The organism is Williamsia sp. Y853 (assembly GCF_056786495.1).
This window is the reverse complement of sequence record NZ_JBXCJC010000003.1, coordinates 137764-164544: the sequence shown is the minus strand read 5'-3', so window position 1 is coordinate 164544 and position 26781 is coordinate 137764. Positions and strand designations below refer to the sequence as shown.

The 26781-nt window shown below is 63.7% G+C and carries 26 protein-coding genes; 8 read left to right on the top strand and 18 right to left on the bottom strand.

Annotated features, from left to right (window positions below):
• The first annotated feature begins 62 nt into the window (after positions 1 to 62).
• Genes AC1TPF_RS16910 through AC1TPF_RS16900 form a run of 3 tightly spaced genes read left to right on the top strand, consistent with a single transcriptional unit; the run spans position 63 to position 3012 of the window.
• Positions 63 to 1115, top strand: coding sequence for a heme/hemin ABC transporter substrate-binding protein (locus AC1TPF_RS16910; RefSeq protein ID WP_482139084.1), 1053 nt, complete (start codon positions 63 to 65; stop codon positions 1113 to 1115).
• Between the two features lie 35 nt (positions 1116 to 1150).
• Positions 1151 to 2194, top strand: a complete 1044-nt coding sequence (locus AC1TPF_RS16905; protein ID WP_482145134.1) for a FecCD family ABC transporter permease — start codon at positions 1151 to 1153, stop codon at positions 2192 to 2194.
• Positions 2191 to 3012, top strand: coding sequence for a heme ABC transporter ATP-binding protein (locus AC1TPF_RS16900; protein ID WP_482139082.1), 822 nt, complete (start codon positions 2191 to 2193; stop codon positions 3010 to 3012). Before AC1TPF_RS16905 ends, AC1TPF_RS16900 begins: the two co-directional genes overlap by 4 nt.
• 139 nt (positions 3013 to 3151) lie before the next feature.
• On the opposite strand, the gene AC1TPF_RS16895 is transcribed toward AC1TPF_RS16900, so the two are convergent.
• On the bottom strand, positions 3152 to 4942 hold the full coding sequence (locus AC1TPF_RS16895; RefSeq protein WP_482139081.1) for a penicillin-binding transpeptidase domain-containing protein: 1791 nt from the start codon (positions 4940 to 4942) through the stop codon (positions 3152 to 3154).
• Positions 4943 to 5228: 286 nt separating this feature from the next.
• On the opposite strand from AC1TPF_RS16895, the gene AC1TPF_RS16890 reads away from it, so the two are divergent.
• Complete coding sequence (locus tag AC1TPF_RS16890) at positions 5229 to 6116, top strand: IclR family transcriptional regulator (protein ID WP_482139079.1); 888 nt, start codon at positions 5229 to 5231, stop codon at positions 6114 to 6116.
• A 79-nt stretch (positions 6117 to 6195) separates the two neighbouring features.
• Here AC1TPF_RS16890 and AC1TPF_RS16885 read toward each other — a convergent pair whose 3' ends face one another.
• The 10 genes from AC1TPF_RS16885 to AC1TPF_RS16840 all read right to left on the bottom strand — a co-directional run bounded on the left by AC1TPF_RS16885 (position 6196) and on the right by AC1TPF_RS16840 (position 18574).
• A complete protein-coding gene (locus AC1TPF_RS16885; protein ID WP_482139077.1) occupies positions 6196 to 7767 on the bottom strand; it encodes an ABC transporter substrate-binding protein in 1572 nt (523 codons plus the stop codon).
• 107 nt (positions 7768 to 7874) lie between these two features.
• On the bottom strand, positions 7875 to 8645 hold the full coding sequence (locus AC1TPF_RS16880) for an SDR family NAD(P)-dependent oxidoreductase (RefSeq protein WP_482139075.1): 771 nt from the start codon (positions 8643 to 8645) through the stop codon (positions 7875 to 7877).
• Between the two features lie 147 nt (positions 8646 to 8792).
• Complete coding sequence (locus AC1TPF_RS16875) at positions 8793 to 9674, bottom strand: hypothetical protein (protein WP_482139074.1); 882 nt, start codon at positions 9672 to 9674, stop codon at positions 8793 to 8795.
• A gap of 180 nt (positions 9675 to 9854) precedes the next feature.
• Complete coding sequence (locus tag AC1TPF_RS16870; RefSeq protein WP_482144803.1) at positions 9855 to 10664, bottom strand: SDR family NAD(P)-dependent oxidoreductase; 810 nt, start codon at positions 10662 to 10664, stop codon at positions 9855 to 9857.
• A gap of 108 nt (positions 10665 to 10772) precedes the next feature.
• Positions 10773 to 12752: a flavin-containing monooxygenase gene (locus AC1TPF_RS16865; protein ID WP_482139070.1), complete on the bottom strand. Its 1980-nt coding sequence runs from the start codon at positions 12750 to 12752 to the stop codon at positions 10773 to 10775.
• Positions 12753 to 13089: 337 nt separating this feature from the next.
• Positions 13090 to 13926: a GNAT family N-acetyltransferase gene (locus AC1TPF_RS16860; RefSeq protein ID WP_482139068.1), complete on the bottom strand. Its 837-nt coding sequence runs from the start codon at positions 13924 to 13926 to the stop codon at positions 13090 to 13092.
• 133 nt (positions 13927 to 14059) lie between these two features.
• Positions 14060 to 15223 carry a flavodoxin-dependent (E)-4-hydroxy-3-methylbut-2-enyl-diphosphate synthase gene (gene ispG / locus AC1TPF_RS16855; protein ID WP_482139066.1) on the bottom strand — a complete coding sequence of 388 codons (1164 nt, stop codon included), beginning with the start codon at positions 15221 to 15223 and terminating at the stop codon, positions 14060 to 14062.
• 43 nt (positions 15224 to 15266) lie between these two features.
• Positions 15267 to 16478: a M50 family metallopeptidase gene (locus tag AC1TPF_RS16850; protein WP_482144802.1), complete on the bottom strand. Its 1212-nt coding sequence runs from the start codon at positions 16476 to 16478 to the stop codon at positions 15267 to 15269.
• A gap of 26 nt (positions 16479 to 16504) precedes the next feature.
• Positions 16505 to 17671 carry a 1-deoxy-D-xylulose-5-phosphate reductoisomerase gene (gene dxr, locus AC1TPF_RS16845; protein ID WP_482144801.1) on the bottom strand — a complete coding sequence of 389 codons (1167 nt, stop codon included), beginning with the start codon at positions 17669 to 17671 and terminating at the stop codon, positions 16505 to 16507.
• Positions 17672 to 17704: 33 nt separating this feature from the next.
• The gene (locus tag AC1TPF_RS16840; RefSeq protein WP_482144800.1) at positions 17705 to 18574 is read right to left on the bottom strand and encodes a sigma-70 family RNA polymerase sigma factor; all 870 of its coding nucleotides are present in this window, start codon (positions 18572 to 18574) and stop codon (positions 17705 to 17707) included.
• 131 nt (positions 18575 to 18705) lie between these two features.
• Here AC1TPF_RS16840 and AC1TPF_RS16835 point away from each other — a divergent pair, with 131 nt between their 5' ends.
• Entirely contained in the window at positions 18706 to 19065 is a 360-nt protein-coding gene (locus AC1TPF_RS16835; RefSeq protein WP_482144799.1) for a DoxX family protein, read from the top strand.
• 31 nt (positions 19066 to 19096) lie between these two features.
• Here the strand turns inward: AC1TPF_RS16835 and puuE are convergent, their stop codons facing one another.
• Positions 19097 to 20038, bottom strand: coding sequence for an allantoinase PuuE (gene puuE / locus AC1TPF_RS16830; RefSeq protein WP_482139057.1), 942 nt, complete (start codon positions 20036 to 20038; stop codon positions 19097 to 19099).
• Positions 20039 to 20200: 162 nt separating this feature from the next.
• Here puuE and AC1TPF_RS16825 point away from each other — a divergent pair, with 162 nt between their 5' ends.
• Together AC1TPF_RS16825 and AC1TPF_RS16820 are read left to right on the top strand one after the other, a co-directional pair.
• Entirely contained in the window at positions 20201 to 20455 is a 255-nt protein-coding gene (locus tag AC1TPF_RS16825; RefSeq protein ID WP_482139055.1) for a DUF2631 domain-containing protein, read from the top strand.
• Positions 20437 to 20709, top strand: a complete 273-nt coding sequence (locus AC1TPF_RS16820; RefSeq protein WP_482144798.1) for a hypothetical protein — start codon at positions 20437 to 20439, stop codon at positions 20707 to 20709. Before AC1TPF_RS16825 ends, AC1TPF_RS16820 begins: the two co-directional genes overlap by 19 nt.
• Here the strand turns inward: AC1TPF_RS16820 and AC1TPF_RS16815 are convergent.
• Both AC1TPF_RS16815 and rlmN read right to left on the bottom strand, forming a co-directional pair.
• Entirely contained in the window at positions 20638 to 21738 is a 1101-nt protein-coding gene (locus tag AC1TPF_RS16815) for a class I SAM-dependent methyltransferase (protein ID WP_482144797.1), read from the bottom strand. The genes AC1TPF_RS16820 and AC1TPF_RS16815 overlap by 72 nt on opposite strands.
• 121 nt (positions 21739 to 21859) lie before the next feature.
• Complete coding sequence (gene rlmN / locus AC1TPF_RS16810; RefSeq protein ID WP_482144796.1) at positions 21860 to 22969, bottom strand: dual-specificity RNA methyltransferase RlmN; 1110 nt, start codon at positions 22967 to 22969, stop codon at positions 21860 to 21862.
• Positions 22970 to 23054: 85 nt separating this feature from the next.
• On the opposite strand from rlmN, the gene AC1TPF_RS16805 reads away from it, so the two are divergent.
• Positions 23055 to 23447 (top strand): LapA family protein, encoded by a 393-nt coding sequence (locus AC1TPF_RS16805; protein ID WP_482139047.1) that lies wholly within the window; start codon positions 23055 to 23057, stop codon positions 23445 to 23447.
• Positions 23448 to 23487: 40 nt separating this feature from the next.
• On the opposite strand, the gene AC1TPF_RS16800 is transcribed toward AC1TPF_RS16805, so the two are convergent.
• From AC1TPF_RS16800 to tsf, 4 genes are all read right to left on the bottom strand, one after another.
• Positions 23488 to 24456 carry a phosphatidate cytidylyltransferase gene (locus AC1TPF_RS16800; protein WP_482139045.1) on the bottom strand — a complete coding sequence of 323 codons (969 nt, stop codon included), beginning with the start codon at positions 24454 to 24456 and terminating at the stop codon, positions 23488 to 23490.
• The gene (frr, locus tag AC1TPF_RS16795) at positions 24413 to 24970 is read right to left on the bottom strand and encodes a ribosome recycling factor (protein ID WP_482139043.1); all 558 of its coding nucleotides are present in this window, start codon (positions 24968 to 24970) and stop codon (positions 24413 to 24415) included. The genes AC1TPF_RS16800 and frr overlap by 44 nt, the downstream gene beginning before the upstream one ends.
• A 47-nt stretch (positions 24971 to 25017) precedes the next feature.
• A complete protein-coding gene (gene pyrH, locus AC1TPF_RS16790; protein ID WP_482139042.1) occupies positions 25018 to 25749 on the bottom strand; it encodes a UMP kinase in 732 nt (243 codons plus the stop codon).
• A 165-nt stretch (positions 25750 to 25914) separates the two neighbouring features.
• Positions 25915 to 26739 carry a translation elongation factor Ts gene (gene tsf, locus AC1TPF_RS16785; RefSeq protein WP_482144795.1) on the bottom strand — a complete coding sequence of 275 codons (825 nt, stop codon included), beginning with the start codon at positions 26737 to 26739 and terminating at the stop codon, positions 25915 to 25917.
• Between the last annotated feature and the right edge of the window lie 42 nt (positions 26740 to 26781).

Below are 26781 nucleotides of genomic sequence, written 5' to 3'. Positions count from 1 at the left end.
TGCCCGAGGCCACGAAACGACAAGTAAGGTTATGCTTACATACCTTTGAGATGGAGTGGTGTATGACACACAACCGGGGGCCGGTACTGCGCGGCCGCATAGCCGTCACCGCACTGCTGGTTGTCCTGACATGTGGAATGGCGGGCTGCTCCACGGCCCCGATGACTGATTCGGCCACGAGTTCGGCAGCGCCCGATGAGTTCCTGCGATCCGGCTCGCAGACCGCGGTCATCGACGGACCCGTCGTCGAACCGGTCGCCGCCAACCCGAGACCGGTCCTCCCGGTGACCGTCCCCTCGCTCGGCCATGGCGACGTCACCGTGACCGACGTCAGCCGGATCATCCCGATCGACCGCGGCGGAACGATCGCCAACATCGTCTACTCGCTGGGTCTGGGCCCCAACGTGGTCGCCAAATCGCGCGCCGCCGGTATCCCCGAAGCAGTAAACCTGCCGACGATCACCGACACCGGCCATTCGGTCAACATCGAAGCCGTTCTCCAGCAGAATCCAACCGTGGTGCTCATCGACGAATCGACAACGCCGCCGGGAACAATCGACCAGTTGATCGCGGCGGGCCAGACCGTCGTGGTCCTGAGCAGCGAGCGCACCCTCGCCACCACCGGAACCATGATCCGGGATGTCGCCACGGCGCTCGGAGTCCCCGACGAAGGCGAACAACTCGCAACCCGCACCGACGACCAGATCAAGGCTGCGCAAGAACAGGTCCCGGACGATGCCCGCGGCGCGAAGATGGCTTTTCTGTACCTCCGCGGACCGCGCCTGCAATTGCTCGCCGGCCCCAACTCCGGTGCCGATGACCTGATCACCGCGCTCGGGGGTGTCGACGCGGGCACCGCTGCCGGACTCACATCGGCATTCACCACGGTCAACACCGAAGCCATGATCAACGCGGACCCGGACGTGATCATCGTGATGACACAGGGCGCCGACTCGGTCGGCGGCCTCGACAAGGTCGCCACGTTGCCTGGACTGGCGCAGACCGACGCCGGACGCGACAACCGCGTCGTCCAGATGGATGAAGCCGAGGTCCTCACCTTCGGACCCAACACCGGCCGGGTGCTCGCAGCCCTGTCCCAGGCGATCTACCGGTGACATCGCTCAAGGAGCGCGTCGGCGCACCATCCGGTATGCGGACGACCCTCTCTGCCCGCAACACCGCGATCATCGTCGGGATGCTGGTGCTGCTTGTTGTCCTGGTGGGCTGGTCCGCATCCATCGGTCAGGTCCGGATCCCACCCGCAGAGGTGTTCGGCTCGGTCATGCATCACCTCGGACTCGACATCGGCCCGATGCCCAGCTCACCCAACGGCGAAGAGACCCTATGGGCAGTGCGCTTTCCGCGGATCGTGATGGGCCTGCTCGTCGGGGCGACACTGGCCTGCGGCGGCTGCCTCCTGCAGGGCGTATTGGCGAACCCGCTGGCCGAACCCGGTGTCATCGGGGTGTCCGCCGGTGCCGCCGTCGGAGCCTGTCTGGTCATCGTGTCCGGCGGCGTCTGGGCGAGCGTCTGGGGGCTGGCCGGGGCTGCATTCGTCACCGCGCTGATCACCGCGGCGTTGGTCTACACGCTGTCGATGCGTGATGGCGCCACCTCTCCGGTGATGTTGATTCTCATCGGCATCGCGGTCAACGCCTTCGCCGCCGGGATCATCGCGTTCCTGACCTTTGTCGCCGATACCAACGACCGCGAGCAGATCGTCTTCTGGCAGCTGGGTTCATTGCAGGGCGTCGGATGGAAGCCGGTCTGGGTCGTCCTGCCGCTCGCGATCGTGGGCATCTCGATCAGCATGCTGCTGGTGCGACGCCTCGACCTGCTCTCACTCGGCGAGATCCAGGCCGCGGCGCTGGGTGTCCGGGTGGAACCCGTGCGGCGCATCGCGATCTTCCTTGTTGCGCTGTTGACCGCGGCGGCAGTCGCTTTCACCGGCATCGTGATGTTTGTCGGACTGGTGGTGCCGCACGTGATGCGGCTCATCGTCGGTCCACGTCATCTCATCCTGCTGCCCACCAGCGTCATCGGTGGTGCCATCGTGGTCTGTGCCGCCGATCTGGGATCGCGGACGCTGATCGACGGGGCCGACCTGCCCCTTGGTGTCCTCACCTCACTTGTGGGTGGGCCGGTGTTCTTCCTGCTGCTCCGCCGAAGCCGGCACGCGGGGGTCGGCTGGTGACCGTACCCGCGCTCAACACATCCGGTGTCGAGGTGTCGATCGGTGGCCGACGCATCGTCACCGATATCGACCTCGAGCTGAACCACGGTGAGATCGTCGCGCTCGTCGGCCCCAATGGGTGCGGCAAATCGACGCTGCTATCCGGACTGACCGGTTTGCGACCACTGTCGGCAGGCACCGTGACACTCGACGGCACCGACCTCACCAAGATCGGCGCGCTCGAACTCGCACGCCGGCGTGCGCTTGTCACCCAGTCGGGACGGACCGATATCCCGTTCCTGGTCCACGAAGTGGTCGAGATGGGCAGGTTCCCGTGGAGTCGGACCCCCGAGGCTGCCGAGTCCGCGGCCATCGTCGCCGAATCGATGACCGAGTGCGACCTGCTCGAGATTCGGGACCGACCGTTCAGCCAACTGTCCGGCGGGCAACAGGCCCGGGTCTCACTCGCCCGCGCCCTGGCGCAGCACGCAAACATCCTGATGCTGGACGAACCGACCGCGGCTCTGGACATCCACCATCAAGAACGTGTGCTGGCTTTGCTGTCCAAACGAAGGTCAGCGGGCGCAGCGATTCTCATGGTCGTCCATGATCTGTCGCTTGCGGCGGCGTATGCCGATCGGGTGCTGCTGATGAAGGCCGGGCAGATGGTGGCGGCCGGACCGACCGCATCGGTGATGACCGCCGAACTCCTGTCGAGGATCTACGACCATCCGGTGTTGACGTGGACGCATCCCGAAACCGGCCAATTGTTGGTTCTGCCGGACCGGGCGTCGCACACCTCTGAACGTCCCTCGGACCGGCGAGGCACTCCCCTCTAGTGCCCCGCCGGCCCGAGTCATGATCTGACGCCGGTGATCCATCTACGGTTCCGCTGACAGCGGAATCCGTAAATAGCGGCAATCGGGGAAATTATAGGCAGGGCGTCTTTTAGAAAGCCAGCGACCCGGCGGCCTGCCCTCACTCCGGCAGGGCGGCAAGCATCTCGTGGGTGACGGCCACGGCATTGTCGGAGCTGCCCCCAAGGACAACCAGCGTCGCAAATGCCAGGTCCCCGCGGTATCCGGCGAACCACGCATGCGATCCACCGGCGACCTCGGCCTCTCCGGTCTTGCCGTAGACAACGCCGAGATCGGCCATCCGCAGCGCGGTTCCGGACGCGATCACCTCACGCATCATCGGACGGATCCCGTTGATCGCGTCGGCGTCGGCCGTCGGATGGGGTCCGGCGATCGTGGTGTCACGACCGAGGATGAGTTGCGGGACCGGGGTCGAACCGTGGGCCACCGTCGCGGCGACCATCGCCAATCCGAACGGACTGGTGAGCACCTTGCCCTGACCGAAACCATCCTCGGTCCGTTGCACCAGCTCCGGCGCAATGGGCACCGATCCCGAATCGAGAGGCAGTCCGACCACCGAATACTCCGGCCCGATCCCCATCGAAGCCGCAGCGCGGGTCAGATCGGACGGCCCCATCTGACTGGCGAGTTCGGCAAATGTGGTGTTGCACGACCGGGCGAAAGCCGTCTGCATCGGCACCACGCCCAGTGCGAATCCGTTGTAGTTGGGCACACTTCGTTCACCGATGGTGATCTCCCCCGGGCACCCGACCATGGTGGATGGCGTGGCCAGACCGGTCTCCATCGCCGCGACCGATGTCACCACCTTGAAGGTCGAGCCCGGCGGGTAGAGGCCGATCGTCGCGATCTGCCCGTCCTTGTCGGCGAGTTCGTTCTGCGCCACCGCCAGAATGCGCCCGGTCGACGGCTGGATGACGACCATCGCGACCTGAAAGTCGTTGCGGGTGTTGACCGCTCGCTGTGCTGCTTCCTGCACCTGACGGGACAGACTGATCTCGACGGACGGTGCCGGATCCGGTGGTGTCTCGGCCAGGACACCGGCGTCGGCACCATTGGGATTCACCGCCACCACTTGCCAGCCGGCATCCCCGTCAAGATCCTTGGACACTTCCTTTTTGACCTGCGCCAGCAACGCCGGAGCGAAATCGGGGTTGGGAGCCACCAGGTCTGCCTGTTCGATGGCGTCGACCCCGGGCAACCCGGCCAGCCGATCACGCACCAGGTCGAAGTCGCGTTCGGTCAGGGTGATCACCGAATACGCGCCGCTGCGTCCGGTCGCCTGCTCGGCAATCACCTGCGCAGACAGACCCGGTTCGAATCTGCCCAACGCGTCGGCGAGCACGCTTGCCGTGGATGCCACCGCATCCGACTGTGCGGCAACAGCTGCGTCGAACTGGATGTTGAGAACCGTTCCCGGCACCAAGACATTGGTTCCATCACTCTCGCGCACCGGGGCGCGGTCCGGCGTGAGGGTCCGCAACGACATCGTCTGGGTGCCACCGAGCTGGGGATGGATCGCGGCGGGAACCCAGCGCACCAGCCACCCGGTATCGGTCCGGGACATCTGCAGCGTCGCCGAATACTCCCAGCTCTCCTCGCCGGGAAGCTCCCACGTGTAGTCGGCATTGACCGTCGCGGTGTCGCCGGTGATCTTCACCTGACCCGCGTCGGCCGACATGTCACTTGCCCGCAGACCGTCCCAGGTGGCACTCACCGCAGTTGCCGCCGGGTCAGGATGGTCGGTCGACTGACCCGCGCGCTCCGGATCGTTGTCGGCGAAGGCATCCAAGAATCGCTGCGCGGCAGCGCCGGGTCCGGTGTCGTTTGCGGAACAGGCCAGAGCAGTGCCCGCCAAGCCGATTGTGGTGACAACAACCACGAGCATCTTCATCGGCCGTCGGCGCGCGATTTGTATCATTGTCGGCCATATTCCCACACCACCGGGCCGTCGTAACGTTAAGAGCCCCAACGCCTGACCACGTGTCGCACACCTGGTGTCTCGCCTTTCCCAGGGCCGGTGCGGTTCAGAAGCCAAAACCCCCAGCGCCAAACTCTGTAGAACCGCTTCGACATTGGAGCATCTGTTCTGATATGTCGAAAAGGACTTCCATGAACGACGGGGTTACGCTGGCCCGAACCACAGCTCGCGTCAAGTGGTTCCACACACAAGGAGTTCAATGTCCCCCGCTGCTCGGCGAGCTCTACAGGTGCTGGATTTCCTCACCGTGAACAAGCGGGGCTCGTTCACGCTGAGCGAGCTGTCCAAGTCATTGGATGTCAGTCCCGCGTCGATGTTCTCGGTGCTCAAGGCGATGAGCGACGGGGGTTACGTGAGCAGGCACCCGCGCCACAAGACCTACACGCTGGGGCCGGCAGTGGTCGCCGCCGGGCACGCGGCCGCCGACGCCCACCCGGTCATCGAACTGGCACGATCTGAGATGGCCAACCTGGCAGCGAGTACCGGCCACGAATGCTCGGGCACTGTGCTGGTTGGCACCGACATACTCTGTATCGCGGTCGAGGGCAGACCAACCGGACAACAGCTTGCACTGGCGCCCGGTCAGCGCATACCTCTCATACCTCCGTTCGGACAGCCCTTCATGGCGTGGATGCCGCCTGCTGCGCTACGGGACTGGATCGCCGATCTACCGGAAGAACTACAGGAACGCGTCACCGCATACACACAGGCCTATGGCCCGGTGGTCAGGCAGCGGGGCTACACGATCGGCCTCGACGACCCCAGCCCCAAACGACGCTCGCTGACCAAACAGCTGGCCGATCGCCCGAACGAACCGGGGCTGCGCGAAGCCCTCCTGCAGCAATTCTTCGACGAGCAACCCGGTTATGCCGTACTGGATTTCGAGCCCGATATCGAATATCTGGTCGGGAACATCGGGGCACCGATCTTCGACCCAGATGGACGCGTGGCCTTCTCCGTCACCCTGCTCCATCTCGGAAGCCTCAAGGGCAGCGAGATCGCCGCGGCCGCGCAACCGGTGATTGCATCGGCACAACTGCTGACGCGCCAAATAGGCGGACGCGCACCAGACCACGATTGGGATTGATCTGTCAGAGGCGAACACCGGCAACGGTTCACCTGCGCTCGGGTTCCATTGCCGCGCGCGAGGTTTCTGCCGTCCCCGACTAGTTCGTCAACCACATCTCTTCGGGCAACGGTGAACCCAGACCGTACATATCGATGCCCTGAACATTGGTGCCGGAGATCACGGAGGGCACAGCACGGACGAAGAAGATGCCCGGAACCAACTCCACGAGCCGTTCCTGCACGGCGTCGTAGGCCTCTTTACGTTCGTCGACCGTGGTGCCGACCCGTCCGGCATCGAGTGCCGCATCGAGCTGGGGATCGCTGACTCCGGTCATGTTGCCCGGGGATTTCGAGTGGAAAGCACCCCACAGTTCGGTATCGGGGTCCAGGATCATCGCGGTGGACACCACCATGTCGAAGTCACGGGCTGCCACGACTGAACCGATCGCAGTGGAATCGAGCGCGGTGATACCCACTTCGACGTTGTCGTAGGCGCTGAGCTGAGCTTGTACTGCCTCACCGGTTTGTTTGTTCTCTGTGGACGAGAACGAGGTGAAATCGAACGAGACGGGTTTGCCGTCGGCGGCCAACTCGTCGAACAGCGCCTGCGCCTCGGCTTTGTTGCTCTCACGCAACGGAATATCGCTGTAGAACGGGGAGACCTCCGGGAACAGGGTCGTCGACGCGTCTCCGGCACCGTTATAGACCACCATGTTGAGCGTGTCGAGATCCAGGGCCAAGGACACCGCCCGGCGCGCTCTCACATCATCGAAGGGCGCACGGCGAAAGTTCATCGCCATGTAATAGCCGCCACCGGTTTCCACGAGATCGGTCTTGAGCCCGGCCGCTTCCGCCTTGGCGAAGTTCGCGGCATTCGATTCCGACGCCTGGTCCACTGCGCCGCTGGTGACAGCGTTGAAACGCTGAGCGGCATCGGGCACGAACTGAATGGTGAGAGTGTCGAGGTACGGCTTGGGAGCATCCCAGTAGCCCGGATTCTTCGCCATGGTCAGCTTGTCCTGACGGCTCCAATTGGTCATCGTGAACGGACCGGCACCGACCGGGGCCTTGTCGAACTCCACCTTCCCCTTTTGCAACGCGGTCGGCGACGCAACCCAGTTCAGCGAAGTGCTGACCACAGCCTGAGCAAAGTGCTGATTCGGGGCCACCATCGCGACCTTCAACGTCGTGGGGTCGACCACCTCGGTCCCGGAGATCTGGGGACTGACCTTGCTCGCGCCTGAACCGAGTGACGGGTCACGCATGCGCTCCCAGTTGAACTTGACCGCCGCGGCATCGAGCGGGGTGCCGTCGGTGAACATCAGTCCCGGCCGAAGCTTCAGCGTGTAGCTGCTGCCGCCATCAGTGGTCGAAAAGTCCTCGGCCATCTTGTATTCGATGTCGAGCGACTCGACATCGTTGACCATCAAAGTCCCGTACAACGCATTGCCCAACTGTGGTTGCGTCGCGTACACGTTCGACAACACCGCCGGGTCAAGGCTGCGCGGCTCGGCGGTCTGGATGATACGCCCGGCACCCCCGGCGACCGGTTCGCCGACATCCTCCGAAGCTCCGCCCGAGGTTGAGGATGAACCGCAGGCGGTGAGCAACAGGGTCACCGAGCTCACCGCAGCGATCGCCGCGCTGAGAAGACGTCTTTGCCGAAACATCGTCGACCTTTCACTGATAACAAGAGTGTTGGGGGGTATCGGGAGCGAGGGAACTGAAATCAATTGGTAGAGAAAGTAAGAACGGGCCCGATGTCGGGGGTGACGGCTCAGATCGCTTCGCGATGCGGTCCGGCGAGCTGACCGCCGTCGACAACCAGCGAAGTACCTGTGCAGTACGAGCTTTCGTCCGAGGCGAAGAACAACACCGCGTTGGCGATGTCTTCCGGCTTGCCGAACCGGGCGATCGGCTGCTTCTCCATCGCCGCCACGAGACGAGCGCGCACTTTGCCGGTGTTCTTGAGCATCATCGGTGTCTCGATGAATCCGGGATGGATCGAGTTGACCCGCACGCCGAGTGGGCCTCCCTCGAACGCCACGGTTTTGGTCAGTCCCGTGACAGCGAACTTCGCCGCGACAAACGACGTCATCCCCGATACACCGACGAGCCCATCGATCGAGCAGATGTTGACGATCGACCCGCCACCGTGTGCGGCCATGATGGGCAGCGCCGCACGTGTGCCCATCCATACCGAGGTGACATTCAGTTCGAGGATCGCGTGATGACCCTCGTACACCTCGTCGACGATATTGCCGACGCCGCGCCCACCGCCGGCACTGTTGACAAGCACATCGAGCGGCCCGAAATGCTCACTCGTTTTCTCCAACAACCGATCCCAATCCCCTTGGTTGGTAGCGTCGGCGTGCACGAAGAGAGCCCCCGAGCCCAGGTCCCGGGCGAGGGACTCCCCCAGCTCGTCATTGACGTCGGCGATCACCACACGCGCACCCTCATGCACAAACCGCTGCACCGACGCAGCGCCGATGCCACTGGCACCGCCGATCACTACTGCAACCTTGCCCTCAAGCCTCGTACTCACTGAACCGACCTTTCCTTCCGCTGTCGCGGATTTCGTTACCCGCCAGACGTATTCGTCTCAGCGCTACCACAATCTCGGCATGCGGCATCCAACAGCGACCACACCAACAACTGAACAACGCCAGCGTCGCAGGAGGGATCGACGACGCTAACGCAGCTCGTCGATGTAGGCGTCGGTGCCGACGATCGTCGGAACGAACGGTGCCGCGAAAACAAGCTCGCCACCCACAGCGGCAATCTTCTCGGTATGCGAACGGAAACGTGACCAGCACGAGCGTGGATCCTCCTGCAGAAACCACAGCACCTGCAACGCAACACTGTCGTTGTAAGGCATACCCGGCGCCCGCGGAATCGTGCTGCCCGAACCATCGAAGTTCGGCGCACGCTTCGGGTGTGATCGAGATGCGATCGCCATCGCGATCGGAGAACCCTCGAGCTCCCCTGGAATCACGGTGTCGCGCAACGCAGCAAGAACCTCATCGCGCGAGGCACCCTCGGCAATGTCGATGATCTCGAAAACCAGCCCCTTCATCGGATGCAAGAAGGCATGCTCTGCGCGCATCGAGGGCAGATCGGACCGCACCACGGTGAACTCGTGGAGTTGCATGCCGGTGTAGATGTGCTTGCGGTGTTCAAAGGTCCGTTCGGGCTTGAGAGCCAGATTCTCGACCATGGCCGGCGCGCTCCACGAACGGACGTCATCGAAGCGGTCCGCGGCATGCAGATACGTCGAGATGTACGCACCGTCAGTGACCGGCTGGACTACCGGGGAGTCCTCCGGAAACCGGAGCAACTGCAGATCGCGGGTCGCGACCCAGCGGCGACCGCCGAGCACGCCGGGTCCTACCACTGCGCCGGCAAAGAAGTGGTCATCTTCGTACCAACGGTTGTACGCGCGCTCGTGCCCGCGGTCCGGCTCGACCATCGTGATCAGCCCACCACTGATCCCCAGCTCGTTGCGCGGGTCGAGTCCGATCGCCCGGTACGGGTTGATGTTCTGATCCGCAGTGGCATTCATCGTGTCGGTCACAATATTCTCGCAATCCTGAGACATTCGACGCGCGCGCCGAGATCTCATCTGTCGGATGAAGAACTCCCAAGAGTCCTCCACACTTTTGTTGATCGGCCTGATCCGGCCGCCTATGTCAACGAGCAGGGGTTACCGGGTGCTTCAAGCACCCGGGGATCTCCGCAAACGGCGGAAAACGGGTCAGACCATGTGCGTCCCACCGTTGACCCGCACCACCTGGCCGGTCACGAATGCGCTCGCCCCCGACGCGAGTGTGAGCGCCGACAACGCTATGTCGCGGACGGTCCCGACCGTCTTGAGCGGCGACGCCGCTGCCATCATCGCCACGTATTCGGTGCGCTTGCCATCGTCGACGGTGCCGTCGGGGTTGGTCCAATGTTGCCTGGTCAGCCCCGTCTCGACCCAGCCCGGTGCAATGGCGTTGACGCGGATGCCTGCAGCACCGAGCTCCACCGCGAAGGTGCGAGTCAGTTGCGCCACACCACCTTTCGAGATCGCGTAGGTGATGCGCCCAGCACTGGCGCTGTCGATGATGCCCGAGGCGAGATTGACGATGCACCCGCCCGCCGACATGACCCGGCCCGCGGCCTGGCACGCGAAGAACGTGCCGCTCAGGTTGATGCGCAGCACCTTCTCGAGTTCCTCGGGCGTGACCTCGAGAGCTTTTCGCATGATCTGGATGCCGGCAGCATTGACGAGGATATCGAGCCGCCCGTGGTCGGCGACGACGTCATCGACGACGGCCGACACCGCTGCGGGGTCAGATACGTCCAGCAGTCGGGTCGTGACCGTGAACCCCTGCTCGGCGGCGCGAGAACGCGTCTCGTCCAAGCCGGATTCGTTCACGTCGGTCGCGATCACACGCGCCCCTGCCGACGCGAGCACAATCGCCGTCTCCTGTCCGATGCCACTTCCGGCGCCGGTGACAAGTGCTATTTTGTCTGACACCAAAAACGCGTCGGTGATGGCATGCTCTTGGGTTTGGGTCATACGGCATCCATTCTGATTGTGGGCCAAAGGAATTCCTGCCCCCGACTCGGCGAGCCCGCGGTCGGGAAACTCAACCGAGTGAGGGACAACGCACGTTCGCCGGGAGTGTCAGGCAACTGTTACGAGGTCGTCGAAGTCGTCTCCGACCTCTGCGTCCGTTGAACCCCGTCCGACATCGGTGAACGTGAAATCGCTGCGATCGAGATGCAAAAAGCGCGTTCCGAGGTCCAGACCGGACAACGGAGTACTCGTGCCAAGACGACCGTGCTCATTGACGTAGTAGTTTCGCTCGGGGTTGGCCGCAGGATGGAGCCAGATCAGCTTGCTCGCCTCGTCATCGACAGCGTTGTTGTACTCCCAGAACGCCTCCTCGGTCACTTCAGCGCCCATCTGACCGTCCTCGACCACCGCGACGATCACCCGCCCGATATACCCCACCCACGCCTCCATCCACGCAGGCAGCCCACCGACCCCGATCCCGCCACCGGTCGCCGGCTGCGCATTCGGGCCATAGAGCACAAACAGATTCGGAAACTCCGGGATCGCCACACCCTGATAGGCCCGCGGACCACCCTCCCGGTTCCAACGCTCTTCGATGTGCACCCCACCGCGCCCACGAAAATCGATGGGCCAGAGCCACTTGGTCACTTCGAAACCGACAGCGGTGAGCGCCAGATCAATCTTTCTCTCGACGCCGTCGGCAGTGATGATCCCGCCCTCGGTGAACTTTTCGATGCCCTCGGTCACCAGCTCGACGTTGTCGCGGGTCAGTGAGCGATACCAACCGTTGTCGACGATCGGGCGCCGAGCTGCCGGGGTGTAATCAGGAATGAGCTTGTCGACCAGATCGGCGCGATCATCGACCTGCGAACGGATGTACTGGGTCAGATTCTTCCGCAAGTTGTCGTTGCTCTTACTGAAAATCCCACCAGCAGCCTGCCATTCGGGATCGGGCTGGATCGTATCGCGCGGATTGTTCGGTTTCAGTGCAGTGGTACGGGCCCAATTCCAGTAGTGCGGGATGTTATCCAGAATCCAACGCATCTCCGGACTGACCGGCTCGCCATAACCTTCGCGCGGTGCAATCCACTGCGGCGTCCGCTGGAACACATGAACCTGGGCTGCGTCCTCGGCGATCCTCGACAGAATCTGAACACCGGTCGAACCGTTACCGATGATGGCGACTGACTTCCCCTGCGCGCTGTGCTCATCGGTCCACTCGGTGGTGTGGATGATTTCGCCCGCGAAGTCCTCGATACCCTCGGCGACAAGCTTTTTCGGCGTGGAGAACAATCCGGTCGCGGTGACCACGAAATTGCTGCTGACATCCCATGCCACACCGTCCGCGTCCGACACACGCAGCGCCCACGACGATGACCGTTCATCGAACTCGGCCGCCTGCACCTCATGCTCGAACCGGATGTTGTCGAACACCCCGTAGTTCTTTGCGACCATCTCCACGTAGCCGCGCACCTCGGGCTGGCGTGCGAACTGCTCGGTCCACGGATGGTTCTTCACAAAGCTGTACTCGTAAGTGGTGCTCGCGGTGTCGACCCGCGCATCCGGATAGGTGTTGATCGCCCACGTGCCACCCACGTCCGGCCGACGCTCATAGATCACATAGGAGATACCGAGCTGCTCGAGCTGCACAGCCATCGCAATACCGCACAACCCCGCGCCGATGATCACCACCGAGAACTCATCGGTACGGGCGGGACGCTCGCCGGTCCACTGCGTGAACAGAGGAAACTCATCGACCGCGGGCATCGTGCGCGCCACCGCGAACTCCGCCTCGGTCAATTCCTGCCCCAGAGCCAACTCCATCATCTTGCGCAGCTCACCCTCATCGAGGTCCCGCGGAATGTAATCAGCGGCCTTGTGGGCCAAAAAGTCCTCAGCTATGGAGAAAAGCTCCTCACGCGATTCCTCGGCGATCGTCATCTCGAACGCAGCGCCGCTTCGGATCGGCACCAACTCGAGCTTCATCTCCGCCAATGCGGGGTCCTGCGTCGCATGCAGCAGGGCCAAACGCAGAGCGTGCAGATTCGAGCCAGCCAGCGCCCGCCGTACAAAATTGTTATTCGACATCAACCGTCTCATTTCGGCATTTCGAATTTGGTTTCGGTATTAGAAATGACGTTAGCTTGGGTACAAGTCGGTGTCAACGATTTTCGGATACGGAGTGTGATGCCCCTCTCACTGAGGGAGGTCTTCACAAGGCGGGCGATGTCGGACTTCGTTGCCGGATTCGAACGCGGCTCGGTCACGCTGAGCGGGGGTTGTTCACGTCATCGGACGTAAGGTCTACCTCGATGTTCGCGGCGCTCAAGGCATGAAGCAACAGGGGCTGCGCAAGTCGGCGCCTCAACCACATGGCGTACACAGTCGGGCAAGCAGCGGCTGCTGCCGGACATGGGGCCTGGTGTCAGTCGACCAGGACCGTGGCGAAGGTCCCGACCTCGTGCATGCCGACGCGTCGATACGCCTCGCGCGCGGCGATATTGAAGGAATTGACGTACAGGCTGGCCGTCCTGCCCCCACAGACGATCGCTTCGACAACTGCAGCCGTACCGGCGGTGCCGAGCCCGAGCCCACGCTTGTCCGGAGAAACCCAGACTCCCTGGATCTGGCCGACGCTGCGGGAGAGCGCGCCGACCTCTGCCTTGAACACCACTTCACCGTTCTCGAACCGCGCATACGCCCGGCCGGCATTGATCAGTCCGGCGATCCGGCGACGGTATGAACGCCCACCGTCTCCGGCGCAAGGGTCGACACCGACCTCCCCGATGAACATTTCCACCGCAGCAGGCAGATAGGCGTCGATCTCGTCGAGACGGACACGTCGCACCAACGGGTCACCGGCGATCGCCGGCTCGGTTGCCAAGGCCAAAAGTGGTTGGCTGCACCGGATTTCACGGGCCGGACCCCAGTATTCGCTGGTGTATTCCCACAGCGGCATCACCAGTTCGGTCGGACCCACGATCGACGAACACGCACGCGGATTGCGTACCGCCCGTTCGGCGAAGATCTGGACATCGTCCGCGGTCCCGAACAACGGCACCAGGTTGGCACCAGAGAAACACAGCGACGACATCGGCTGGTCGTTGCTCCACAACTCACCGCCGAGGGATCTGGGGTGGATGCCGTGGTCTTCGACCCGGGCGGCCACCATGCAGGAGGCCACCGGATCCTGGGCCAGGGCATGGGTCACCGCGTAGAAATCCCGCTCACCGAGCGGACGGTCACCCAACAGCTTCAGCACCGCGGCTCCCAGGGTCTCAACAGACGATTGCGTACCCACGCCATTCTGCCAGCCCGCCCGGTGCCCAGTCAGCTCACCGTGACAATTCGTTCAGCTCGCTCAAGACAATCGGTCAGCTCGCCGAAAAAGTCGGTCAGCTCACCGTGACAGTCGGTGCACCCGATTCGGATTCACCGGCGGCGTCGGCGATCCGCATCGCCTCTTCGATGAGTGTCTCCACGATCTGCGCTTCGGGGACGGTCTTGATGACCTCACCCTTGACGAAGATCTGACCGCGGCCATTGCCTGAGGCAACACCGAGATCGGCCTCGCGGGCCTCCCCCGGCCCGTTGACCACACAACCCATCACGGCCACGCGCAGCGGGATCTCCATCCCCTCGAGTCCGGCGCTGACCTCTTCGGCGAGTTTGTAGACGTCGACCTGCGCACGCCCACACGACGGGCACGACACGATCTCGAGTTTGCGCGGACGCAGGTTCAGGGACTGCAGGATCTGGTTGCCGACCTTGATCTCCTCGATCGGCGGGGCCGACAGGGACACGCGGATGGTGTCGCCGATACCTTCGGCCAGCAACGCGCCAAACGCCACGGCCGATTTGATCGTGCCCTGGAACGCCGGTCCGGCCTCGGTGACGCCGAGGTGCAGTGGATAGTCGCAGGCGGCCGCGAGCTGCCGGTACGCCTCGACCATGATCACCGGGTCATTGTGTTTGACCGAGATCTTGATGTCGCCGAAACCGTGCTCCTCGAACAGGCCCGCCTCCCACAGCGCCGACTCGACCAGCGCCTCCGGTGTGGCCTTCCCGTACTTCTTGAGCAGTCGCGGATCCAGTGAACCGGCGTTGACGCCGATCCGGATGGGGATCCCGGCGGCACCCGCGGCTTTTGCGACCTCTTTGACCCGACCGTCGAACTCCTTGATGTTGCCGGGGTTGACCCGCACGGCAGCACAACCGGCGTCGATGGCAGCAAAAATGTACTTCGGCTGAAAGTGGATGTCGGCGATGACCGGGATCTGCGACTTCTTGGCGATCGCCGGAAGCGCCTCCGCGTCCTCGGGACGGGGGCACGCCACGCGGACGATGTCACAGCCCGCCGCGGTCAGTTCCGCGATCTGCTGCAGCGTCGCATTGATGTCGTGGGTCTTGGTTGTCGTCATCGACTGGACCGATACCGGGTGGTCGCTGCCCACCGGCACCGAACCGACCTGGAGTTGGCGGGTCTTCCGGCGCGGCGCAAGTACCGGCGGAGGCACCGGTGGCATCCCCAGACCGATAGCGGTTGCGTCTGCACTCATCGTTGTGTCACTTCCTGATCGATGAAAAAAACTTCGCTGTTGGCTAGAACGCCTTGATGGGGTTCACGATGTCGGCGGTGAGCGTCAGGGCCATGTATCCACCCATGATCACCAGTACGACATACGTGATCGGCATCAACTTCATGTAATCGACGGGCGGTCCGGCGGCCAGGCCACGGGAACTGCGCAACGCGTTGCGCAGCTTCTCGTAGCCCACGATCGCCATGTGCCCACCATCCAAGGGTAGTAGCGGGACCAAATTGAACAGTGCCAGGAAGAAGTTGATGCTGGCCAACAGGAAGATGAAGAACCACCACACACCGTGATCGGCCGCGTCGCCGCCGATGACCGAAGCACCGACAACGCTGACCGGGGTGTCGGCGGCGCGTTCTCCGCCGGTGACCGACGTCCACAGGTCACCGATCTTCGAGGGCAGCGAGATCAGCGATTCCCAGGTCCGCACCATCAGGTCGCCGGTGAATCCGGCTGCGGCCGGGACAGCACCGAGCACCGACGGATGCTCCCACGCAGCTTGCAGATCGTAGGTGATTCCCACCATGCCGACGGTCTTGGTTGTGGCCACGCCCTCACTGTCGGTCACCGTGGCGGCGACCGGTTGTGGTGTGACCATCAGATCGAGCTGCTCACCCCCGCGGTCAACGGTGAGGGCGACCGGCGCGCTGGCTGCCTGCAGAATCTTGCTGAGCTCGGCGTAGTCGTCGATCTTCTTGCCGTTTGCCGCAACGACGGTGTCCCCGGGCAGAAGTCCGGCCTGCTGGGCTGGGCCTTCACCTGAACACTCAGCGCTCTTCCCGTTGGTCGTGGTTTCGCCGACGCACTGAACTGCTCCGACCTTCGCAGGCAACGTCTCGTTCAGGCTCGGCAGACCCCAGGCGATCGCCATGATGACGATGAGCGCGAACCCGAGGATCAGGTTCATCGCCGGACCGGCGACAAGTACAACGAGCCGCTTCCACGGCTTCTGCTTGTACATCGCCCGGGACTCGTCTTCCGGCGCGATCTCGTCGTGGGTGGTCATGCCGGCGATGTCGCAGAATCCGCCGAGCGGCACCGCCTTGACGCCGTACTCGGTCTCGCCCCTACGCGTCGACCACATTGTCGGACCGAAGCCCACGAAGTAGCGGCGCACCTTCATGCCCGTACGTTGCGCGGCCCACATGTGGCCGCACTCGTGCCACGCGATCGAGGCCAGCAAACCGAAAGCAAAGAGCACCACGCCCAAGACGAACATCATCGGTCGTACTTACCCTTCTCGATCATTTAGCGGCGCGCGCCGGCTACAAGCGCTGTAGCGCGTGTGCGTGCCCAGGCATCGGCCGCAAGAACGTCATCCACCGTACCTGGGTCCGCGGACCACTGATCCGCATCGGCGAGCACCTCACCCACGATGCCGACGATCCGCGGGAACGTGATCTGCCCGGCGAAGAAGCCGTCGGCGGCGGCCTCGTTGGCGGCGTTGAACACAGCGGTCAGGCAGCCGCCCCGGGTTCCCGCCTCGCGGGCCAGGTCGATCGCCGGGAACACGGCGTTGTCGACGGGGGCAAAAGTCCAGGTACTCGCCTGACTGAAGTCGCAGGCGGCGGAGGCGCCTGCGATCCGGTCGGGCCAGCCCAGCGCCAACGCGATCGGCAGTTTCATCGAGGGCGGTGAGGCCTTGGCGATGGTGGCCCCATCGATGAACGTGACCATGGAATGCACGATCGACTGCCGATGAACGGTGACATCGATGTGGTCGTACGGAACACCGAACAACAGGTGCGCCTCGATCACCTCGAGCGCCTTGTTCACCAGCGTGGCCGAGTTGAGCGTGATCATCGGTCCCATCGACCAGGTCGGATGCTTGCCCGCCTGCTCCGGCGTGACATCGACCAATTGTGCTGCGTCCCAGCCATAGAACGGTCCACCGGAGGCTGTCAGCACAAGCCGGTCGACCTCGTCGGCGGTGCCGCCCCGCAGGCATTGCGCGATCGCCGAGTGTTCGGAATCGACCGCGACGATCTGGCCCGGTGCCGCGGCAGCGAGCACCAGCGCGCCACCGGCAACCAGCGATTCCTTGTTGGCCAGTGCCAGCCGCGCGCCGGAGGCGAGCGCGGCCAGCGTCGGCCGCAGGCCCAGCGAACCCACCACCGCGTTCAGGACGACATCAGCCTCGACGTTCTCGATCAGCTCACACATGGCATCGGGCCCGCTGCGGATGCCCTCGACCCCGGCCATCGCCGCGACCTTGTCCACTTTGTTCGGATCGGCCACGGCGACCGCTGAGCCGGACAGTCCGAGGTCCACGATCTGTTTGGCGAGTAGATCCACGTTTCCCCCGCCGGCGCCGAGGCCCACCACCGTGAAGCGATCACGGTTGGCGGCGATCACTTCCAGCGCCTGGGTGCCGATCGATCCGGTGCTGCCGAGGATGAGAACACGTGTGGTCACCTCTCCAGTGTCCTCGATCGCCGCAACTCCCGGCTATGCACCCGCCGAAGCGGCCAGGGCGATTCTGGCCGTACTCAGGTCGGCCGCTGCGACAACACGGATTTCGTGGATGACGGCGGCATCGATGTTGAACAGCATCGCCGCGACGAGGCGTCCGGATGGCGCGATGATCACAGCCGGATGACCGTCGACCAGCGCGACCTCCGCGATCAGTGCCCGGTCCTGGAAATCCCGCGTCTGATCTGCGACGGCATGGCTGCCCCGGACAACCGCTGCCACGTGTGCGGGTAGCAGCGTGCTGTCGGCGATTCTGACCACATCAGGCGCCAGCAACGTCAGCAATGAGGCGATGTCGCCACTGCGGGAGGCTTCGAGATAAGCCTTCACCAGGGCGGTGTCGGCCACCGGCGCGATGCCTTCGTGCGGCGGACGGACGCGAGAGCGCGCCCGACTGGCAAGCTTTTTGGCTGCGTCCGGTGATCGCTGCAAAACCTGGGCGATGTCTTCGAACGGCACGGCGAACAGGTCGTGCAGCACAAAAGCAACGCGTTGCGCAGGCGAGAGTCGATCCAAGACAACGAGGAGCGCACGTCCGACGGAGTCGACCCAGAGTGCCTCCTCCTCCGGCCCCGGCCCGGCGGCCCGGGGGTCCTCGAGTCGATCGATGTCGACTTCGGCCCGTCGTTGCCGGCCTCGGAGAACGTCGAGTGCTTCCCGCGAGGTGACGGTCGTCAGCCAGGCAGCAGGTCGATCGATCGATTGCGGCGCGGTGGACCGCGCCTTGATCCACGCCGCCTGCAGCGCGTCGTCGGCGTCGTGCAGATTTCCGGTGATCCGGTAGGCAACCGCCCGCAGGTGCGCGCGGTTCACCTCGAATTGTGTGATCAGCAGGTCCGGATCCATGGGGTCACCTTTCGGGTGTCGCCGGCGTCGAAGAAGTGCCACCAATCATCGAACGACGACATCGGAGGAAGTACCCGACGTGACCCTACAAGCGTTTCCGTCCGCAGCATCGAAGAGGACGTGAAAGAGCCATGCACACAATCTATCTCGCCATTGCAGGCGTCACCGTCGCCATCAATGCGGCCATCGTGGTCGCCGACTGGTTCCGGGCCCCCTTTGTCCTGGCCAATTCTGCGGAGGTGAACGTGCCCATCGCGTGGCTTCCGTGGCTGGCGACGTGCAAGGCAGCCGGAGCCCTCGGTGTCCTGATCGGAGTTGTCATGGACGCACCGTTACTGGTGGTTGCGGCTTCGGCCGGCCTGGTGATGTTCTTCGTCGGCGCGATGGTCTTCCACATCGGGGCTCGCGTGTTCTACAACATCGCGTTTCCCGGCTTTTACCTGCTGACCGCGGTCGCGACATTCTGCCTGGCGCTGACAGAGATCGCGTAGCTGTCTTGGCCCAAGGACTGTCCGGTCGGCACTATCCGGTCGGCGGGTGCGTCGCGATCCAGTGCCGTGCGATGTCGATGCGGCGGGTGATCCAGACCTTGTCGTGGGACTGCACATGATCGAGGAAGCGCTCAAGAGCCGCGGTCCGCGCGGGACGCCCGGCCAACCGGCAATGCAGACCGATCGAGAGCATCTTGGGTGCCCCGGCCTCGCCTTCGGCGTAGAGAACGTCGAACGCGTCTCTGAGATGGGCATAGAACTGATCCCCCGAGGGAAACCCGGCCGGGGACGCGAACTTCATGTCGTTGGTGTCGAGTGTGTACGGCACCACGAGGTGGTCGATCTGCGATTCGCCCGAGGGCACCTTCACCCAGTAGGGCAGGTCGTCGGCGTAGCTGTCGGAGTCGTAGAGCAACCCACCGTGTTCGACGACCAGGCGCCGGGTGTTCGGGGAGTCGCGGCCGGTGTACCAGCCCAGCGGTGCGCTGCCGGTGAGTTCGGTGAGGATTTCCATGGCTTCGGCCATGTGCTCACGCTCGACGTCGGGTTCGGTGAGCTGATAATTCAGCCATCGCAGTCCGTGTGAGGCGATCTCGTCGCCGCGTTCGAGAAAAGCCGCCACCGCCTCGGGGTTGCGCGCCATCGCCTGGGCGACGGCGAAGATCGTCAGCGGGAGCCCACGGCGTTCGAATACCCGCAACACCCGCCACAGACCGGCCCGCGACCCGTACTCGTACAGCGACTCCATGCTCATGTGCCGGTTCGGAAAGGCCGCGACGCCTGCCATCTCCGAGAGGAACGTCTCGCTCCCCGGATCACCGTCGAGGACGTTGTTCTCCGAGCCCTCTTCGTAATTCAGGACAAATTGAACGGCGATGTTCGCCTGTCCTGGCCATTGCGGGTCAGGGGGCGTGGGGCCGTATCCGATCAGATCTCTCGGATAGTCGGCACGGGTGTGGTTCTCGAGCGGCACCGAATCATTCTGGCACCGGCCCGGCAACGCCGCCGGTCGAGCGCGCGTCAGCATCACGCCGCGCCGTCCATCCCGCACAGACGGGACCGCGACTGCCGGTACGCATCGGGTCGCGATATGCTCATCGCAGCAAAAGTCGGATCGAAACCAGCAGGAGTAATCGTGGCCAGCACTGAGGTCGAGTACAAGCCCGAACCCGCGGAAGCGCCTTCAGCTCGGTTCGGCTGGCACGGCGAAGGCATCAAGACGTTCAAGATCGCCGCCTGGGTTTCGGTCATCGCGTTGCTCGCCATGCTGGTCGGCAACCATGAGGGTCATATCGAAGACTTCTACCTGCTCGGATTCGTCGCCTTGCTGATCTTCATGCTCGTTCGCGGCGAGGTCGTCAGCCGCGGAAAGTGGAAGAAGCGCAAGTAGCGCTTTCGATCTACCCGACGGGACCGCGCGCCTATCCTCGTCGGCACCTCCGCGCCCTGCGCGACGGGCTCGGAGCCGAAGTGTTCGACACCGAGTACGCGGCCGGCGCAGCCCGCGACCTGTCGACCGCAGGCCGGATCGCCGTCACCGAGAGCCGACGACTGCTCGAGTGCCAGGCAGGGTCATTGGAGACGGTAGAAACGGAACAGATCGTGATCGATGTCGACGACCGTCGCACCATCGAATCCGGCTGAGCGAGCATAACTTTCGAGCGTTGAATGCCGCATCACCGTCCCGGTCGCGGCGCTGTCCGGATCGGACATGCCATCGGGCAGGCAGCACAGGATCGAAAATCCGTAGAGAAGCTGTTCGACAGGGCCGGCATCGGCGGAGAAGGTTTCCGCGGTGCGCTCATCCATGATCACCACCGGGGCGGCGGCTGCTGCGATCCGTCGCGCGGTCGCAAGGAACGCCACCGGATCAGACAGGTCGTGGACGCATTCGAACGCGAACACCGCGTCGTACCGACCGGACAGCTCGGATTCCTCCAGATCGGATTCCCGCAGGTCCGCGATCCGGAATTGCACCCGGTCCCCCACACCGTGGGCCGCGGCGTTTCTGGTGGCCGCCGCGATGGACGCGGCGTCGACGTCGAAGCCGTCGACCGTGATCTCTGGGTAACCCAGTGCCAGGGCGATCGCCGACCAACCTTCACCGCAACCGATATCGGCGACCCGACCGGTCGACTGCAACCGACTGTGCAGGTCCGGCACCTTCGGGATGAACTCCTGGGCGAGCTGGCCGAGGAACATGGGCCGGTTGGCGTAGGCCTGCGCCTCGCGGGCGTCGGTGCCGAGCTGTTGCCACGACACGCCACCACCGTTGCGGTACGCCTCGATCAGAGCAGGCAAGGCCGCGCCTGTGGCCGCGAAGAAGCGGGATATCGACGCCATGTAGTTCAGGCTGTCCTGGTTCACCAGAACCTCGGCGTGCGCCGGTGGCAGTGCGAACCGGACCGGCTCATGTTCCGTCAACGCCGTGATGTACCCGGCAACGCTTTGGTGCTCGAGCCACTCGCGGGCGTACCGGCCGACGGTGCCCGTGCGGTGCGCCAGCTCGTCGGCGGTAATCGGCCCCTCGGTCGCAAGCGTCCGGTACCAATCGAGTCGATCGCCGAGATAGAGCGCGAAGACGTTCTGCGCTCCCAACAGGTCTGCGAACACGGCGTCGGCGAACTGTTCGACCGACGAATCGGATGTGGTGGGTGATGTGGTGCTGGTCATGGCACGATTCCTGTCCTCGTATCGAATGATTCGAGTTCAATGATCGCGCTCGGACAATGCAGCCCGGATGCAGCCCGGATGCAGCTCGGTTGCACCCGGTGCGAGCCGGATGCCCCAACGACTACTTCTCTTCGGCTGCCAACTGCCCGCAGGCCGCGCCGATCTCCTGGCCCCTGGTGTCTCGAACCGTGCACGACACACCCTGGGCGAGGACACGTCTGACGAACTCCCGCTCGGCGGGCTTCGGGCTGGCATCCCACTTCGAACCCGGTGTCGGGTTGAGCGGGATCAGGTTCACGTGCACCAGCGGGCCCAGAGCCTTGCGCAGTTTGTCACCGAGCATGTCGGCGCGCCAGGGCTGGTCGTTGATGTCGCGGATCAGGGCGTATTCGATCGAGACCCGGCGACCGGTGCTGTCCGCGTAGTAGCGCGCGGCGTCGAGCACCTCTTTCACCGACCACCGGTTGTTCACCGGCACCAGGGTGTCGCGCAGTTCGTCGTCCGGAGTGTGCAGGGACACCGCGAGCGTGACGGTGAGGCCTTCGTCGGCCATCCGGCGGATCGCAGGGGCCAGGCCCACCGTGGACACCGTCACCGACCGCTGGGAGATTCCCAGACCGTCAGGTGCCGGCGAGGTGATCTTCCGAACGGCATCGATCACGCGCTTGTAGTTGGCCAGCGGCTCACCCATGCCCATGAACACCACATTGGACAGGCGGCCGGGCTCACCGAGCTCTCCGTCACGCATCGCACGGGCCGCAGACCGGACCTGATCGACGATTTCGGCGGTCGACAGGTTGCGGTCCAGGCCGCCCTGCCCGGTGGCACAAAACGGGCAGGCCATGCCGCAACCGGCCTGACTCGAAATGCAGAGCGTGGTGCGGTCGGCATAGCGCATCAGCACCGATTCGAGCAGGGTTCCATCGTGCAGCCGCCACAGTGTCTTGCGAGTGGTGTTGTCGTCGCAGGCGACGTGCCGGACCACGGTCATCAGCTGGGGAAACAGCGCTTGTCCTACCGGTTCGCGCATCGCCGCAGGTAGATCGGTCATCTCTGCGGGATCGGCGTTGAGCCGCGAGTAGTACTGACGGGCCAACTGGTCCGCGCGGAACTTCGGCAGGCCGAGTTTTGCGACCGCGGCGACACGTCCTTCGGCGTCCAGATCTGCAAGGTGTTGTGGAGGCATGCCGCGTTTGGGCGCGTCAAACACCAGCGGAAGTGGAACTGTCATGGTTAAAGCGTGACGTAGATCCGCCGCAGATGCCAATTTCGCGACTGTGATTGTCGTCGGGCGACAGTCAGAGGAAGATGGACATATGACGCAGCCGACAGATGGATACCCGCAGGAACCCGCGGGTTATGTGAACCCGGACCAGACTCCCCCGGAAACCAGCCCGGTCGGTGGCGACGTGCCCGTCGCCGATCACCGGGACGAACTTCGACGCCAAGCCCTCGACGATGTGAAGCACACCCGCACCCGCGCCGCCTGGGTCGGCCTGATCGTCGGCGCGGTCATCACCTTGATGTTGCTGGTATTCATCGTGCAGAATCTCGACAGCCAGAACATCGAATTGTTCTTCTGGACCGTCAGCCTGCCACTCGGAGTCAGCCTGCTGATCGCGGCCATCCTGGGTGCGGTGATCACCGCGATCGTCGGCAGCCTGCGGATGCTGCAGGTCCGCCGGGCCGTCAAAAGGTCTCAGCCCTGAGTTCCGGCCGGTTCTGAATACCGGGCGCACCTGGCTTTGTCTACAGCAGGGCGCCCAGGATCGCCCACACCACAAACGCGGAGGGCAGCAGCGAATCGAGGCGGTCCATGATGCCGCCGTGACCGGGCAGCAGAGTGCCCATGTCCTTGATCCCGAGGTCGCGCTTGACCTGTGATTCGACAAGGTCGCCGAGCGTTGCGCAGATGACCAGCACCGGTCCCAGGATCAAACCGATCCACCATTGAGCGTCTACGACGAACACGATGGTCAAGACCGCCCCGACAACGCCGAACACCAGGGAGCCGACCATCCCCTCCCACGATTTCTTGGGACTGATGGCCGGCGCCATGGCGTGCTTGCCCAGCAGGACACCGAAGACGTAGCCGCCGACGTCGGAGCAGACCACCACGATCACCAGTGTGAACACTCGGGCAGCGCCGTTGTCCTCGAGGACCATCGAGGCACCGAAAGCACCCATCAACGGGAGCCAGCACAACACAAGTGTGGTGCCTGCAAGATCTTGCAGGTAGTTCTCGGGCGCGGATTTCAGTCCCTGCGCCAACAACTTCCAGATCATCGACACCAGGACCGTCGCGGCCAGCGCGACGATCGACGCCGTGACACCCCACGGCCAGCTCACCCACATCATGGCCTGACCGCCGACCAGGATCGGGATCAGCGCGACGTTGATGCCGCTCTCACGCAGCCGCTTGGTGACTTCCCAGCTGGCGACACCGATGGCCACGGCGACCACGGGGAACCACACCTCGGGTACGAAGATGAGGATCAGGATCAGCGACACACCGAGTGCGCCGCCTACACCGATGGCAGCCGGCAGGTCACGTCCCGCGCGGGAAGTCGAGCCCTTGGGCTGCGGTCCTGGTGTGCCCTGCGGCCGATTTGTATCGGTCACCTGATGCCCTGCTCCTTCAGTCACTGCCAGAGGTACGTCACCAACCGGTGACTCAGACCTCAAGCAGTTCCGCTTCTTTGTGCTTGACCAGCTCATCGATCTGGTGGACGTATGACGCGGTGGTCTTGTCGAGATCTTTTTCCGCCCGGGTCACATCGTCTTCACCGGCTTCGCCGTCTTTCTGGATGCGCTTGAGCTCATCGACGGCCTTGCGGCGCACGTTGCGGATGGTGACCTTGGCGTCTTCACCCTTCGACTTGACCTGCTTGACGAGCTCGCGTCGGCGCTCTTCGGTCAGCTGCGGAATCGAGATCCGAATGATGTTGCCATCATTGGTCGGGTTGACGCCGAGATCGGAATTACGGATGGAGGTCTCGATGAGCCCAAGCGTGCTGGCCTCATACGGCTTGATGACCACCATGCGCGCTTCGGTGGTGTTGATGGAAGCAACCTGCGTGATCGGGGTCTGTGAACCGTAGTAGTCGATCGTGACCCGGTTGAACATCGCCGGATTGGCGCGTCCGGTCCGGACCGAGCCCATGTCGTCGCGCGCGACACCGACTGCTTTTTCCATTTTTTCTTCGGCGTCCAGGAGCGCGTCGTCGATCATGGTGTCCTCCGTTGTCGTGTACGTGCTGATGTGGGTATTGCGACCGGTCAGGTGCTGACCAGTGTTCCGATCTTCTCACCTGCGACCGCTCGGGCAATGTTCCCCTCCACCAGCAAATTGAACACCAGCATCGGCATCTGGTTGTCCATACACAGGCTGAACGCTGTCGCGTCTGCGACCTTGAGGCCCTTTTCGATGACCTCACGGTGGGTGATCTCGCGGTAGAGCGTGGCGTCGGGGTCGACCCGAGGGTCGGCGGAATAGACACCGTCGACGCCCTTGGCCATCAGCACCACCTCGGCCTTGATCTCCAGAGCACGCTGTGCGGCGGTGGTATCGGTGGAGAAGTAGGGCATGCCCATGCCGGCGCCGAAGATGACGACGCGGCCCTTCTCGAGGTGACGCTCGGCCCGCAGTGGAATGTACGGTTCGGCGACCTGACCCATGGTGATGGCGGTCTGCACGCGCGTGACGATGCCGCGTTTCTCCAGGAAGTCTTGCAGCGCAAGGCAATTCATGACGGTGCCGAGCATGCCCATGTAATCGGAACGTGAGCGCTCGAGGCCCCGCTGTTGCAGTTCGGCGCCGCGGAAGAAGTTGCCACCACCGATGACGACTGCCACCTGGACACCCGAGTTGACCACTTCGGCGATCTGGTCGGCAACGGTCGAGACAACATCGGGATCGAGCCCGACCTTGCCGCCGCCGAACATCTCGCCACCGAGCTTGAGAAGCACGCGCTTGAATCCGGTGCGCTCGGGCGTGATGTCCTCGGTCATGTGGGGTGTCCCTTCGTTGTGCCTGTGTACGTCAGGCTCATTCTGACGCCCGACACTTTGTGATCTGCATCTGGGTGATCTGTGTCGGGCTCGATCGTAACGGGACCGTTGCACAAAAGAACCCCGGCGAATCAGATGATTCGCACGGGGTTCTTTGCACAAAAATCAGGCCTGTCCGACCTCGAAACGGGTGAACGACACTACCTGAGCGCCCGCCTCATCGAGAACAGCCTTGACGGTCTTCTTCGAATCCGTGACCGAAGACTGATCGACGAGGACGACGTCCTTGTAGAACCCGTTGACGCGACCTTCGACGATCTTGGGGAGCGCAGCCTCTGGCTTGCCCTCCTCACGAGCGGTCTGCTCGGCGATGCGACGCTCGGAAGCGACAACATCCTCGGGGACCTCGTCACGGGTTGCGTACTTGGCGCGCAGTGCGGCGACCTGCATCGCAGCGCCGCGAGCGGCCTCTGCAGCAGCATCGGAGTCACCGGTGTACTCGACCAGGACACCAACGGACGGCGGCAGATCCGACGCCCGCTTGTGCAGGTACGAGGCAACCTTGCCACCGTGGTAAGCAACGCGACGAAGGACCAGCTTCTCGCCGATCTTCGCAGCAAGCGCCTGAACGAGCTCGTCGACCGTGCTGTCGCCGACCTTGGTGGCCTTGAGGACCTCCACGTCGGACGTCTTCGCGGCAACCGCAGCGTCGAGAACCTGGGCCGAGAGGGCCTGGAACTCATCGTTCTTCGCGACGAAGTCGGTCTCAGAGTTGATCTCGATCATCGCGCCGTCTTTTGCGGCGATCAGACCTTCGGCCGTGGACCGCTCGGCACGCTTGCCGACGTCCTTGGCACCCTTGATCCGCAGCTCTTCGACGGCCTTGTCGAGATCGCCATCATTGGCGGCCAGAGCATTTTTGCAATCGAGCATTCCCGAACCGGTCAGTTCGCGGAGCCGCTTCACGTCAGCGGCGGTGTAGTTCGCCATGGGTGGGCGAGCCTCCTGTTGTCGATGATTCTGGAAGTTGTC